The organism is Parahoeflea halophila (assembly GCF_900220985.1).
In the GTDB taxonomy this organism is placed as follows: Bacteria; Pseudomonadota; Alphaproteobacteria; order Rhizobiales; family Rhizobiaceae; genus Hoeflea; species Hoeflea halophila.
On record NZ_OCPC01000001.1, the window covers coordinates 278,583 to 291,169 of the forward strand.

Sequence of the window (12,587 nt, forward strand, 5' to 3'; positions counted from 1 at the left end):
GATGGCTTTGCCCGAAACAGTCAAGCCCCGAACACCGTCCAATCCATCCGCCGGGCCAATTGTTCAAGCGCCGCGGTTCCGAGTTTGGAATTGCCGACCCTGTCGAGCCCCGGAGACCAGACCGCAATCGAGGCTTTGCCCGGCGCAATCGCCAGGATACCGCCGCCGACACCGCTCTTTCCCGGCAGGCCGACACGGAAGGCAAACTCGCCGGATCCGTCGTAATGGCCGCAGGTCAGCATGATGGCATTGATGCGGCGCGCCCGCTGTTCGGAGACCACCTGCGCGCCGGTCACCGGGTCACGCCCCTGGCTCGCCAGGAACAGCCCTGCCCGTGACAATTGCCGGCAATTCATCACCAGCGCACACTGGTGGAAATAGACACCGAGAACGTGATCGACCGGGTGGTGGATATTGCCGAAAGAGCGCATGAAATGCGCCAGCGACGCATTGCGGTCGCCATGCGCTGTTTCCGAGCGCGCCACATGTTCATCGATCAGAATCGAATCATCATCGGCCAGGTGGCGGAAGAACTGGATGATCTCGCCGATCGCTTCCTTCGGTTGATGTCCGGCCATGATCAGGTCGACCACGGCAATGGCGCCCGCATTGATGAACGGATTGCGCGGCCGGCCCTTTTCCTGTTCCAGCTGGACGATCGAGTTGAACGGGTTGCCCGACGGTTCGCGCCCGACTCGGCTCCAGACCGAATCGCCGAGCTTGCCAAGGGCCAGCGCCAGGGTAAAAACCTTGGAAACGCTTTGGATTGAAAACCCGGTGGCAGAATCACCGGCGGACAGCACGGTTCCGTCCGGCAAGGTCACGGCAATACCGAACTGCTTCGCATCAACCTTGGCGAGTTCGGGGATGTATTGCGCCACCACGCCGCGGTCCTCGTCGCCGGCAGCCTCGGCGGCAATCTCGTTCAGAACCTGTTGCAGATCTCTCATCGGCGGTCTCCCGAGCTCGGCTTTGATAGCTCAAAATACAAAAAGCCGCCCCGAAGGGCGGCCTTGAACTGGCGCGATCCGAAAGGGATCAGCGGGAATAGAATTCGACAACCAGGTTCGGTTCCATCACCACAGGGTAAGGAACGTCGGACAGGTTGGGAATGCGCACGAAGGTCGCAGCCATCTTGTTGTGATCGGCTTCGACATATTCGGGAACGTCGCGTTCAGCCAGCTGCGTCGCTTCCATGACGATCGCGAGCTGTTTCGACTTTTCCCTGACTTCAATAACATCGCCCGGCTTGCAGCGGTAGGAACCGATATTGACGCGCTTGCCGTTGACGGTGACGTGGCCGTGATTGACGAACTGACGTGCGGCAAAGATCGTGGCCACGAACTTGGCGCGATAGACGATGGCGTCGAGACGCTGCTCGAGCAGGCCGATCAGGTTTTCAGGCGTATCGCCCTTCATCCGGTTGGCTTCGTCGTAGATCTTGCGGAACTGCTTTTCCGAAATGTCGCCGTAGTAGCCCTTCAGCTTCTGCTTGGCGCGCAGCTGCACGCCGAAGTCGGAAAGCTTGCTCTTGCGGCGCTGACCGTGCTGGCCGGGGCCATATTCGCGACGGTTGACCGGGGACTTCGGACGGCCCCAGATGTTTTCGCCCATGCGGCGATCGAGTTTGTACTTGGACGATTCGCGCTTGCTCATCGCATTTCCTTTCAAAAGGTTGGACCAGTCTGTTGCCAGACCGGTTGAAGGAAACGCGCCCTCCTCTGGCCCCTGTTTTGGAGACCTGACAGAACGGTTCACGCACGCATTGTGACAAACCGTCCACGGGACACGTAAGAAAACGCGAGGGCATGAACCCTCGCGCTGGCCGGGTCTCTAGTACATCGCGGCCCGGCTGTCAACGCCGGCGGCAAACCCCGGCTTCAAAACGGTTTCACCACGGCCATGACACCGATGATGGCGAAGGAAACCAGAATGGTTGCCGTCACGATCGACGATGGAACGATGCTTCTTGTTTGCGTCGCCGTCAGGTCCAGCCGTCTCAGCCGGCCGGCCAGATTGCCATGCAGGCCCGACAGGATCAGCACGAAGACAAGCTTGACCTGCAGCCAGGGCTCAGTGAACCATCCGCCGCTCAACCCCGCCCACAACCCGAAAACCCAGACCCCGGCTAATGCGGGTTGCGAAACCCACATGTCCCATTTGCGCACCGTCGCTCTCAGCTTGTTGCTTTGATCCTCCGCCGCCGGGTCCCGCTTGCCGAGCGCCATGCTGGCCACCAGCAACGCCACCAGCCCGCCCGCAAACAGCAGCACGGAAACCACATGCAGCGCTTTTATCCAGTCATACATCTCAACATTCCAAACCAATGCTCCGGCGAACGCGATCGCGTTACAGCTTGGAACCTTTTATATTTCCGTAGGTCGCCTGGCCAGCTATAGCTGAACCACACCGCCAGAGGATCCTTTCAATGACCGACACCGTCCTAGACCGCCTGCTTCGCTATGTTGTCATCGACACCCAGTCCGACCCCGAGAGCCGCACCCAGCCCTCGACCGAAAAACAGAAGGATCTGGGCCGTGTTCTGGTCGAGGAGTTGCTGGTGTTGGGCCTTGAGGATGCCCACATGGATGAGCACGGCAACATCTACGCGACATTGCCCGCCAACACCCGTAAGGACGTTCCGGTCATCTGCTTCTGTGCGCATATGGACACGGCGCCCGATTTCACCGGCACCGGCGTCAAACCGAATGTCGTGCGCGACTACAAGGGCGGTGACATCCGGCTTGCCGGCGATACCAGCCGCGTCATCAAGGTGTCCGAACACCCCGAGCTGAACAACCAGATCGGCCACGACATCGTCACCACCGACGGCACCACGCTGCTCGGCGCCGACGACAAGGCCGGCATTGCCGAGATCATGACAGCCGTAGCCACGCTGATCGCCAATCCCGAGATCAGCCACGGCGCCATCCGGATCCTGTTCACCACCGACGAGGAAATCGGCCGCGGCGCGGACAAGGTCGATATCGCCAAGCTCGGCGCTCAATTCGGCTATACGCTCGATGGCAGCACCATCGGCGAGGTCGACGACGAGACCTTCTCCGCCGACGGTGTCGAGATCGAGATCGTTGGCGTTGCCCAGCACCCGGGCACCTCCAAGGGGGTGATGGAAAACGCCATCAAGATCGCCGCCGACATCATAGCCCGGTTGCCGAAAGACCTCGCGCCCGAAACCACCGACGGCCGCACCGGCTTTATTCATCCCACCGATATCAGCGGCTCGATGGACGCGGCCAAACTGACCTTCATCATCCGCGATTTCGTCAATGAGGGCCTGACCGAGAAGGAAGCCCTGCTCAGATCCCTCGCCGAGGAGGTCATGACGGCCTATCCCGGCTCGAGCATGACGTTCACCGTCACCGAGCAATACCGCAACATGAAGGAGGTCCTCGACCGCCACCCGGAAACCATGGCCAACCTCACCGAAGCCGTGCGCCGCGTCGGTCTCGAACCGGTCACCAACGCCATCCGCGGGGGCACCGACGGCTCGCGCCTGTCCTTCATGGGCCTGCCCTGCCCCAACATCTATACCGGCGGACACTCCTACCACTCGCCGCTGGAATGGATCAGTGTCCAGGACATGGAGAAATCGGTGGAGACGATCGTCGAGCTAATCAAGATCTGGGAAGAGCGGGCCTGATATGATGCCTCTGGTGCGGGCAAGGCGTCGCCACCACGGTCAGGCTTTGACCCCACGCTGATTGAAGCGGGATGCGGAAGTCAGCGCGCCCGCGCCGCCCAGATCCGCAGCCTGGCGATCACCACCACGGTGGCAGCCACAACCAGCGCGCAGAGCACAATTTTTGACGCAATCTCCATCGTCCCCTCGATCAGGATCGCGTGGACAACGCTTCCCACCACGATCACGGCTGCCAGAGCCGTATGGGCGCGACGCCAGTGCCGCGGCCGCAATCGCCGGCGCAACAAGGCCAGCAGCGCGGAGGCAAAAACGGCCCACATCGCGATCACACCCCAGGCGGAAAACGGTGTCGGCGATGCAAACAGCAATGCGTCGATGACATCCGGTGGACTTGTCACCCAGAGGCCCATGACGTGGATCACCACCGCCAGAACCAGCAGGCCACCGACCCAGCGATGCACCCGCCGGCCCCGCTGCCCGGAGAGGCCCGGCAACCAGCCGGACGCAAGCAGCGGCTGGAACAGCAGCAGTTCCATCGCCACCACCCCGGCAAAACCTGCCGCAATATAGACCGGGTCACGCCACGCCAGCAGCGGACTTGCCGCAGCCGCAGCGACCGGTACGGCAACCGCCATCACCAGTACCCCCCAGACAAGCAGCTGTTTCAGCCTTGCAGTCTCTGCCGGATCCACCCTTGTCAGGCCGGTTCGAGCACGAAATCCGCAGACAGGCTGGTGTCAGCTGAGCTGGCCATTACCGGCCTGAGAAAGACGGTCTTGAAGTCACCACTGTCATAGGCCAGGTGGCCATGGGGCTGGCCGAAGGCCGGAACGATCTGCGGCATCTCGAGGCGGAATTCGCCATTGGCGTCCGTCAGCGTGGCGCCATGGCTCCAGGGGTCGCGCTCATTGCCTTCGGTCGTGTGCGCCCAAATCTGGATCCGCTGGCCGCTCAGCGGTGCGCCATCGCCTGCGCGGCGTACGGTACCCGTCATCCAGAACCCGCCCCCGCCAATGCGCTCGACAATCGGCGCGCCGGGAAGATAGTTATTGGCCCCTCCCCGCATCGAGGGCGTTGGGGCCACGCGCTCGGCGCGTGCAGGCACAACGAGGCCTGCCGGTCCCGTCGCGACGAGTGCACCGGTCGCAGCGAGGAAACTACGGCGGGTCATGAGAGCTTTGGTCATCTGTCTTGTCCTGTCGGGCGAATGCTTGACGCCGGAACGGCGGCCTGATCATGGCTGCTGCGCAAGTATAGCGCGCTTTGGGGCGATCCCAAGGCTGCCGCGGCCTCCTTACCGGCGAACTGGATTCACGGTTTCGTGAGCACAGGCCTCTTCTGGGCATTGATGCGCTGGGGAACGATTTAACTCCCAGCAGCGTTGGAGCTTTCGCAATCAGTGAGTTGACCTATGCACCGGAAATCAGAACTGCCGCAGACAAGCCTGAAGCCATCCTTGATGATGGCCCTTGCCACCTATGCGATGGCTGGCTGTGCCATTTTCACGTTCTCGATCCTGATTGCGGACTTCCTGGTCCCTGACCACGACTGGATCGCCGATACGATCAGCGATCTTGGCGCCGGGAATTATGAGTTCATTGTCGACATCGGCATCTATGCTTTTTCGGGGTCGCTGATCTCGGTTGCCTTGCTTGCCGCCCACGATCACCTCGGCGGATGGCGCTGGAGCCTTGGATCAGTCGGTTTCGCCGTTCTTGGCCTTATCGTGTTTCTCGTCGGCTCCCGCAACGAGTATGGCGACAATGACCATGACGGATGGGTGATACACATCTATCTGGTCTACGCGCTCGGCCTGCTGGTTGCAGTCTTGCCATGGGCGATGTCAAAAGGCGCAAAACGCATCAACCGCAACCTCGGCCGCCTGCTTGTTGCGCTCTCGGTTCTGTGGACCCTGTCCGCTCCGGTGTTCTTCTTCCTGCCCACCGTGATAGACGGGCTGTACGAACGTTATCTGGGCCTTGTCTCGTTTTGCATAGTCGGTGCGATGGCGTGGCTCTTCATCGGCCATGCGCGCAGCCTGCGCTAGCCAGTCAAACCAGGCTTCCTACTCCGCCGCTTGCGCTCTCCCCGCCTCCTCGTCCGGCGCGTCCGCAGCCCCCGGCGCGGTTTCCACCTGCAGCTCGGGAATGCCGACAATACGCTTGCCCGTCAGGTCGGCGTGGACGATGATAAGCTCCTGCTCTTCGAAATAGCCCAAGAGCCTGCGCGCCCGCCGCGCCGAATGAGTGCCATAGGCGCGGGCGATGCGGGCGTCGGACGGACATGGCTCGCTACAGATCGCCGCATTGGCGAGCATCAGAAACACGCCCTGAAGATCCTCAGACACCATTTCCGACAGCTTCAGCGCCGTGGCCCAGGCCTCGCTGGCGGCAGTTGCCGCATCCACACCGGAGCGGGCAATGGCGACACGGCGGCGGAATTCAGCCAGCGGCATCGGCGAGCCCGAGACCCGGCGCATTCTCAGCCGCACAAGAAAATCCTGGTACAGCGCGGAATCGGTCCGGTAACCAGATTCCGGATCGGCCAGGATTTCTGCGAGAACCGCGGACACCCGTTCCTCGCGCTCTTCTGCCCCCATCGCCGGCCGAGTTCCCTCGCCGCCAGGACGCGAGATCGGCTGATCGCTGAGCGGCGTCGCGCGCGACAATTCCGCCAGAATATCTGTAGTCGGCCGCGGGGCCGGACGCGCCCGGCGCGGGGCCAGCTGACGGGTGAACTCTTCCGGGTCGGGGGTGAAGATCAGGTCTTCGACATCCTCGACGGTTTCCGGCATCGGCAGCAGTTTCGGGCTGGAAGACCGAGCCTGGGTCTCGACCGCGCCAATGGCAATCGGCAGCGGCCGCCGCGACAGCGCCGGGCCGAGACCGACAAAATTGCCGCGCTGAAGGTCGCGGAACATTTCCGCCTGGCGCCGGTCCATGCCCAGTAGATCCGCCGCGCGCGCCATGTCGATATCGAGAAAGGTCCGGCCCATGAGAAAATTCGAGGCTTCCGCCGCCACGTTCTTGGCAAGCTTGGCCAATCGTTGGGTGGCGATCACACCGGCCAGCCCACGCTTGCGGCCGCGGCACATCAGGTTGGTCATCGCGCCCAGCGACATCTTTCTCGCGTCCTCGGAGACGTCGCCGCCGACGGCCGGCGCAAACATCTGCGCCTCGTCGACCACCACCAGCACCGGGTACCAGAACTCGTGATCGGCATCGAACATGGCATTGAGAAAAACCGCGGCCGCGCGCATCTGCTGCTCGACGTCGAGCCCTTCCAGCGACAGCACGCAGGACACCCGGTGCCGCCTGATCCGGCTGGCAATGCCGGCGAGCTCGCCTTCGCTGCGCTCCCCTTCCACCACCAGGTGTCCGTATTTCTCCGACAGCGTGACGAAGTCACCCTCGGGATCGATGATCACCTGCTGCACCCATTGCGCGGATTGTTCCAGCAGGCGCCTGAGCAGATGCGACTTGCCGGACCCGGAATTGCCCTGCACGAGAAGACGGGTTGCCAGCAGTTCCTCGATGTCGAGCGTGGCCGGCTGACCGCCTGCCAGGCTTCCCATGTCAATTCCGACCTGCAAAGTACCCTTACTCCGTAATGCTGACTCGTGACCCGGCTCGACTCTCTGGTGAATTCGCCAAAGCACCGTTTAGCAGATTTCTCCGCGCCCGCAGGCAGCCAAGGCGGAAATACACAGGAATTCGCCCCGTCGTGCCTCCGCCTCATAGCAACAGCGAGCGGCTGGCCTCTCGCCAGTCCTCAGACCACCGTCAGTCCGAAGCCATGCATCAGCCGTTGCGCACTGTAATCGGGGTTGCCGGAAGTGAACACAACCCTGTCGCGCGCATCGGGCAGCGCATCGCCGCCGGGCAAGGTCTCGACGATCGCCAGCGCCCGCCGTGCAATGGCTTCGGCCGGGTCGATCCAGTCCACCGGCCAGGGCGCCATCTTTCGCATGCGGTTGACGAGAAACGGGAAATGCGTGCAGGCCAGCACCACGATATCGGTTTGCCGTCCGTCGCGTTCGACAAAGCACGGATCGATCTCCGTCTTTACCGCCGCTTCATCGACAAAGCCTTTGCGCATGTAGGTTTCGGCAAGGGCGGCGAGGTTTTCCGATCCCACAAGCCGCACATGCACCTTGTCGGCATAGTCGCGGATCAGGTCGCGAGTGTATTGCCGCTTCACTGTGCCCGGCGTCGCCAGCACCGAAACCAGGCCGGACTTTGTCCGCTCGGCGGCCGGTTTGATGGCCGGCACAGTACCGACGAAGGGCAGCGCCGGGAAGGTCGCACGCAGAGCCGGCATGACGATGGTCGAGGCAGTGTTGCAGGCAATCAACGCCAGCGCCGGGTTGAACCTCTCGATCAGGCCGCCAAACAGCCCGACAATACGGTCGTTGAGCGCGCCCTCCTCCCAGGCGCCATAGGGGAAGCCGGCATCATCGGCGACATAGACAAAGCGCCGTCCGGGCATGATGACCCGCGCCTCGCGCAGCACGCTCAAGCCCCCAATGCCGCTGTCGAACACCAGAACCGGCTGCTCGCTCATCCTCCGTCTCCCGTCTCTCGGTTGCCGGAAGGGGACCGTTGTCCGGACCGGCTGAACTTGTCAAATGAGGCAAAAAGACCGCGCAACACTGCAATCTCGTCGGTCGAGAATCCCGGCCGTGTCAGCACGGCCCGCAAATTGTCGACCGCCTTCATTCTCTTCGTCTCGGAGCGGAAATAGCCCCGCGCCTCAAGCCCCTCCTCGATCTGGGCGAAAAGACCGTGCAGATCGGCCTTTTCCGCCGGCACAACATCCGGGCTGTCAAACGCGGTCTCGTGCGGATCGGAAAGCCCCGACTTCATCCATTCATACGACATCAGCAGCACGGCCTGGGCGATATTGAGCGAGGCATAGGCCGGATTGACCGGAAAAGTGACGATCTCGTCGGCAAGCCCGACTTCCCAGTTGCGCAGGCCGATGCGCTCACGCCCGAACAGGATGCCGGTTTTCTCGCCGCCGTCCTCGCGTCCGCGCAGGATCTCGCCCGCTTCCACCGGCCCGCGCACCGGCTTGTGCCCGTCGCGCGGCCGCGCCGTGGTGGCATAGACGAAATTCAGATCCGCAACGGCTGCTTCCAGCGTTTCAAACACCACCGCCGCAGCGATCACGTGGTCGGCCTTGGCCGCAGCGCTCACGGCCTTATCGTTAGGCCAGCCGTCGCGTGGATTGACGATCCTGAGATTGGACAGGCCGAAATTGGCCATGGCCCGCGCAACCATGCCGATATTCTCGCCAAGTTGCGGCTCTACCAAAATGATCGCCGGGCCGCCGGTGATCAGTTCGCGATTTCTGTCTGTTCCGGCCACGTGCTCATTCCCTGGCGCAGCCGCCAGCGCGTTGGTGCAATCCGATTGCGCAACTCAGCCAAGGCGACCCGCTTGTGTCAGCCGACACCACTACTGCCGCCTTGGCGCACAATCAAGACAAGGCTGTCACGCCACCGCGCTGAACACCAGCGAGGCATTGACCCCGCCAAAGCCGAAAGCGTTGGAAAGCACGTGCCTGAGCTTCTTTTCGCGCGGCGTCTTCGGCACCAGGTCAAACCGGGCTGCCGCCTCGTCAGGGGTGTCCAGATTGATCGTCGCCGGCATGGTGCCGTCGCGCAAGGCCAGGATCGAGAACACCGCCTCTATGGCGCCGGCAAAGCCGCTGGTTCCGTCAGCAAATTCTAAAACCGCCGCAGCCAGGGCCCAGCATGTTGTGCGCCCGTCGCTGTTTTGTTAAGAGATGCGCCAACTGAACGGGCGGCTTTTCGTCCACCTTCGACAACCCCCTCAAAAGGTCAAACAAGCATGGCAAAGATCAAGGTAGCAAACCCCGTCGTCGATCTCGACGGCGACGAGATGACTCGGATCATCTGGCAGTTCATCAAGGAAAAGCTGATCCTGCCCTATCTCGATCTCAAGATCGAATATTACGACCTCTCGGTGCAGTACCGCGACGAGACCAATGACCAGGTCACCGTCGACGCCGCCAACGCCATCAAGAAGCACGGCGTCGGCATCAAATGCGCCACCATCACGCCCGACGAGGCCCGCGTCGAGGAATTCGGCCTGAAGAAGATGTGGCGTTCGCCCAACGGCACCATCCGCAACATCCTGGGCGGCGTGATCTTCCGCGAGCCGATCATCATGAAAAACGTGCCGCGCCTGGTTCCAGGCTGGACCAAGCCGATCATCGTCGGTCGTCATGCCTTCGGTGACCAGTACCGCGCCACCGATTTCAAGTTCCCCGGCAAGGGCAAGCTTTCGGTGAAATTCGTCGGTGAGGACGGCGAGACCATCGAGCACGAAGTGTTTGATGCCCCCTCCTCCGGCGTGGCCATGGCCATGTACAACCTTGACGATTCGATCCGCGATTTTGCCCGCGCATCGCTCAACTACGCGCTGATGCGCGGCGTGCCGTGCTACATGTCGACCAAGAACACCATCCTCAAGGCCTATGACGGCCGCTTCAAGGACATCTTCCAGGAGATCTTTGATGCCGAGTTCAAGGAAAAGTACGACGAAGCCAAGATCTGGTACGAGCACCGCCTGATCGACGACATGGTGGCAGCGGCCATCAAGTGGTCCGGCGGTTATGTCTGGGCCTGCAAGAACTATGACGGCGACGTTCAGTCAGACATCGTCGCCCAGGGTTTCGGCTCGCTCGGCCTTATGACCTCGGTGCTGATGACGCCGGATGGCAAGACTGTGGAAGCCGAAGCGGCCCACGGCACCGTCACCCGCCACTACCGCCAGCACCAGAAGGGCGAGGAAACCTCGACCAACTCGATTGCCTCGATCTTCGCCTGGACCCGTGGCCTGGCCCATCGCGCCAAGCTCGACGACAATGCCGAGCTGGCCAACTTCGCCGAAACGCTCGAAAAGGTCTGTATCCAGACTGTCGAATCTGGCTTCATGACCAAGGACCTGGCACTGCTGATCGGTCCGGATCAGCCCTGGCTGTCGACCACCGGTTTCCTCGACAAGATCGACGAGAATCTGCAGAAGGCCATGGGCTGACCAGCACTTCCCGCGGCGACGACCTCGGCGGCAGCCGGATCGCTTGTCCCGACTTCGGTTTTTTCATCGGCAATGGCGCGGTTGGCCCACAACCGCGCCATTTTCTTTGCAACCACACTCGCTCCATGCGTCCGGTTTCGCCGTCGCGGCGTGTCTGCCTGGCCCGGCAGGCCCGCTGTAGCGATGCTTCAAACGATGTATCTGTGTCATCGTTCAAATGGATCCATCTGAACCCGACATGCATCAGGTCGGGCAGGCGCGGCAGCGCCTTGTCGGCAGCTATTTATCTTTGCAATCCCCGGACAGACCACCCGGCGGCCAGGGCGCCCAAACGGGAATTCGTTCAGATTATGCGAAAAATTAAGCCATTTGCGGCACAGTTTCGGCTTTCAAACACAAAGGGGTCGAGCCGATGAAACAGCCTCCGCTTAGCAAGCGCTATGATCTGGAAGAGCAGACGGCGGGAACTATCGTGGAAGTCGTCCTGTCCTGCATCAACAATGTCCGCCTGATGGATCATGCGAATTACCTCAGATATGTCGAGGGCGAGCCATTCAGGTCGATCGGTGGCCGCGCCGAAAAATCGCCGATACGCCTTAAGGTCCCGGCAAGCGGCCACTGGCACCTGGTTGTCGACCGGCAGGGCTTTCAGGCACTGGCCAATTCGAATGTCCGCACCATAGCGCCCCGGCAGGCCAACAATTCAGACGCGACGATTGCTGCCTGAGCCGTGAGCCGCGCCCAGGGGACGGCCCGCGCCGGGACCGGCGATCATCACCCTGACCCAGTGCGGCGCATCCGGCCTGCAAGGACGGGCCGCTCCAAATGAATGGCGCGTTCAATTGAAGCCAGTTGAATGCGACATGCATCATTTTGAAGCATTACAGCGACCTTTGCCCATCCAGTTGAATGCGCGGCACCGTAAGACGAGACCGCGCCCCTCAGCCAAGCTGCATGTGGATTTCCGTCAACAGCTCTGTCGGCGCCGTATTATGTGGCAAGTTGAGATAGCGTTCCACCGCCGGGGCCGACCCGGCGCTCTCGCCGCTTTCGGCCAGCCAGGCGCCATAGAACCAGTGATAGGCCTTGGCGAGCTCGCCATAGGGGCCCTTGTGGGTCAGCACCGCGTAGCGCCCACTTGGCAAGGTAAAGCTCTCCAGCCCGTCGGGCGGTGTCTCACCCGGTTTCAGGGCCATGCCGGCAAGCGACCTGATCTCTTCCGGCGGCGTGATGTCGGGATCGGAGAAACAGATCGCGGCCATACCCGCCGATTTCTCCCAGCCACCGTTTGCTGCCATGTGCGAGCTGAAGCGGTCAAAAGCTTCTCCCACGTCATTGTAGGGGCCCGTGTGCGGCATCCCTGCGATCACCACCGGTTCGTGGTCTTCAATGCGTACGTCAAACATATCTTCGGCCTCCTGCCAGGAAAGAGTGTCATAGCGCCTGTGACCGCCCTCGGCGCGGTAGCGAAGCGGAGACAGACCGTAATCAGACTTGAAGGCCTGCGAGAAGGCGCGCGGGTTGGTGTAGCCCGATCTCTCGGCGATCTGTTCGATCGGCGCGCTCCCGTTGGCCAGTTCACTGGCCGCGCGATGCAGCCTCAGCCGTTTGACCGTCTGCCACACGGTTTCCCCGGTCAGGCCGCGATAGGTGCGGTGCCAGTGAAAGCGGGACAGGCAGGCAATGTCGGCAAGCGCGTCGAGATTGAGCGGCCCGTCGAGATTTGCGCGAATGTGGTTTCGTACCCGCTCCAGCCGCTCGCGATACTCCCTGACGCCTGCGCTACCTGCCATGCCCGTCCCTCCGTCGGTCACCAGATTAACAGCATGGACCGACCGCATAAATCTTGCTGACTTGCA

At 62.0% G+C, this 12,587-nt stretch carries 13 protein-coding genes and 1 pseudogene; 4 read left to right on the forward strand and 10 right to left on the reverse strand.

Annotated elements, in window-relative coordinates:
- Positions 1 to 20: 20 nt before the first annotated feature.
- The 3 genes from CRO46_RS01380 to CRO46_RS01390 form a co-directional block, all read right to left on the reverse strand.
- Positions 21 to 950 carry a glutaminase gene (locus tag CRO46_RS01380; protein WP_097104301.1) on the reverse strand — a complete coding sequence of 310 codons (930 nt, stop codon included), beginning with the start codon at positions 948 to 950 and terminating at the stop codon, positions 21 to 23.
- A gap of 88 nt (positions 951 to 1,038) precedes the next feature.
- Complete coding sequence (gene rpsD, locus CRO46_RS01385) at positions 1,039 to 1,656, reverse strand: 30S ribosomal protein S4 (RefSeq protein WP_097104303.1); 618 nt, start codon at positions 1,654 to 1,656, stop codon at positions 1,039 to 1,041.
- Positions 1,657 to 1,880: 224 nt separating this feature from the next.
- Positions 1,881 to 2,309: a CopD family protein gene (locus CRO46_RS01390; protein ID WP_097104304.1), complete on the reverse strand. Its 429-nt coding sequence runs from the start codon at positions 2,307 to 2,309 to the stop codon at positions 1,881 to 1,883.
- A gap of 119 nt (positions 2,310 to 2,428) precedes the next feature.
- Between CRO46_RS01390 and pepT the strand changes: the two genes are divergently transcribed.
- Entirely contained in the window at positions 2,429 to 3,661 is a 1,233-nt protein-coding gene (pepT, locus tag CRO46_RS01395; RefSeq protein WP_097104306.1) for a peptidase T, read from the forward strand.
- Positions 3,662 to 3,741: 80 nt separating this feature from the next.
- Here the strand turns inward: pepT and CRO46_RS01400 are convergent, their stop codons facing one another.
- Together CRO46_RS01400 and CRO46_RS01405 are read right to left on the reverse strand one after the other, a co-directional pair.
- Complete coding sequence (locus CRO46_RS01400; protein WP_097106389.1) at positions 3,742 to 4,296, reverse strand: ferric reductase-like transmembrane domain-containing protein; 555 nt, start codon at positions 4,294 to 4,296, stop codon at positions 3,742 to 3,744.
- Positions 4,297 to 4,358: 62 nt separating this feature from the next.
- Positions 4,359 to 4,847, reverse strand: coding sequence for a twin-arginine translocation signal domain-containing protein (locus CRO46_RS01405; RefSeq protein WP_097104308.1), 489 nt, complete (start codon positions 4,845 to 4,847; stop codon positions 4,359 to 4,361).
- Positions 4,848 to 5,072: 225 nt separating this feature from the next.
- Between CRO46_RS01405 and CRO46_RS01410 the strand changes: the two genes are divergently transcribed.
- Positions 5,073 to 5,708 (forward strand): DUF998 domain-containing protein, encoded by a 636-nt coding sequence (locus tag CRO46_RS01410; RefSeq protein ID WP_097104310.1) that lies wholly within the window; start codon positions 5,073 to 5,075, stop codon positions 5,706 to 5,708.
- Positions 5,709 to 5,726: 18 nt separating this feature from the next.
- Here the strand turns inward: CRO46_RS01410 and CRO46_RS01415 are convergent, their stop codons facing one another.
- The 4 genes and pseudogenes from CRO46_RS01415 to CRO46_RS01430 all read right to left on the reverse strand — a co-directional run.
- Positions 5,727 to 7,253 (reverse strand): helicase HerA domain-containing protein, encoded by a 1,527-nt coding sequence (locus CRO46_RS01415; RefSeq protein WP_179758911.1) that lies wholly within the window; start codon positions 7,251 to 7,253, stop codon positions 5,727 to 5,729.
- A gap of 179 nt (positions 7,254 to 7,432) precedes the next feature.
- Positions 7,433 to 8,224: a glutamate racemase gene (murI, locus tag CRO46_RS01420; protein WP_097104314.1), complete on the reverse strand. Its 792-nt coding sequence runs from the start codon at positions 8,222 to 8,224 to the stop codon at positions 7,433 to 7,435.
- The gene (locus tag CRO46_RS01425) at positions 8,221 to 9,030 is read right to left on the reverse strand and encodes an RNA methyltransferase (protein WP_097104316.1); all 810 of its coding nucleotides are present in this window, start codon (positions 9,028 to 9,030) and stop codon (positions 8,221 to 8,223) included. The genes murI and CRO46_RS01425 overlap by 4 nt, the downstream gene beginning before the upstream one ends.
- Positions 9,031 to 9,156: 126 nt before the next feature.
- A pseudogene (locus CRO46_RS01430) lies at positions 9,157 to 9,372 on the reverse strand (beta-ketoacyl synthase); the annotation flags it as partial.
- A 144-nt stretch (positions 9,373 to 9,516) separates the two neighbouring features.
- On the opposite strand from CRO46_RS01430, the gene CRO46_RS01435 reads away from it, so the two are divergent.
- Positions 9,517 to 10,728 (forward strand): NADP-dependent isocitrate dehydrogenase, encoded by a 1,212-nt coding sequence (locus CRO46_RS01435; RefSeq protein WP_097104318.1) that lies wholly within the window; start codon positions 9,517 to 9,519, stop codon positions 10,726 to 10,728.
- 412 nt (positions 10,729 to 11,140) lie between these two features.
- On the forward strand, positions 11,141 to 11,455 hold the full coding sequence (locus CRO46_RS01440) for a DUF1883 domain-containing protein (RefSeq protein ID WP_097104320.1): 315 nt from the start codon (positions 11,141 to 11,143) through the stop codon (positions 11,453 to 11,455).
- Between the two features lie 214 nt (positions 11,456 to 11,669).
- Here the strand turns inward: CRO46_RS01440 and CRO46_RS01445 are convergent, their stop codons facing one another.
- Positions 11,670 to 12,521 (reverse strand): AraC family transcriptional regulator, encoded by an 852-nt coding sequence (locus tag CRO46_RS01445; protein WP_179758914.1) that lies wholly within the window; start codon positions 12,519 to 12,521, stop codon positions 11,670 to 11,672.
- Positions 12,522 to 12,587: the final 66 nt, after the last annotated feature.

Bases quoted from the DNA above. Each gene is read 5' to 3' on its own strand.
- CRO46_RS01380 (WP_097104301.1), bottom strand. From the start codon at position 950: ATGAGAGATCTGCAACAGGTTCTGAACGAGATTGCCGCCGAGGCTGCC.
- rpsD (WP_097104303.1), bottom strand. From the start codon at position 1,656: ATGAGCAAGCGCGAATCGTCCAAGTACAAACTCGATCGCCGCATGGGC.
- CRO46_RS01390 (WP_097104304.1), bottom strand. From the start codon at position 2,309: ATGTATGACTGGATAAAAGCGCTGCATGTGGTTTCCGTGCTGCTGTTT.
- pepT (WP_097104306.1), top strand. From the start codon at position 2,429: ATGACCGACACCGTCCTAGACCGCCTGCTTCGCTATGTTGTCATCGAC.
- CRO46_RS01400 (WP_097106389.1), bottom strand. From the start codon at position 4,296: ATGGCGGTTGCCGTACCGGTCGCTGCGGCTGCGGCAAGTCCGCTGCTG.
- CRO46_RS01405 (WP_097104308.1), bottom strand. From the start codon at position 4,847: ATGACCAAAGCTCTCATGACCCGCCGTAGTTTCCTCGCTGCGACCGGT.
- CRO46_RS01410 (WP_097104310.1), top strand. From the start codon at position 5,073: ATGCACCGGAAATCAGAACTGCCGCAGACAAGCCTGAAGCCATCCTTG.
- murI (WP_097104314.1), bottom strand. From the start codon at position 8,224: ATGAGCGAGCAGCCGGTTCTGGTGTTCGACAGCGGCATTGGGGGCTTG.
- CRO46_RS01435 (WP_097104318.1), top strand. From the start codon at position 9,517: ATGGCAAAGATCAAGGTAGCAAACCCCGTCGTCGATCTCGACGGCGAC.
- CRO46_RS01440 (WP_097104320.1), top strand. From the start codon at position 11,141: ATGAAACAGCCTCCGCTTAGCAAGCGCTATGATCTGGAAGAGCAGACG.
- CRO46_RS01445 (WP_179758914.1), bottom strand. From the start codon at position 12,521: ATGGCAGGTAGCGCAGGCGTCAGGGAGTATCGCGAGCGGCTGGAGCGG.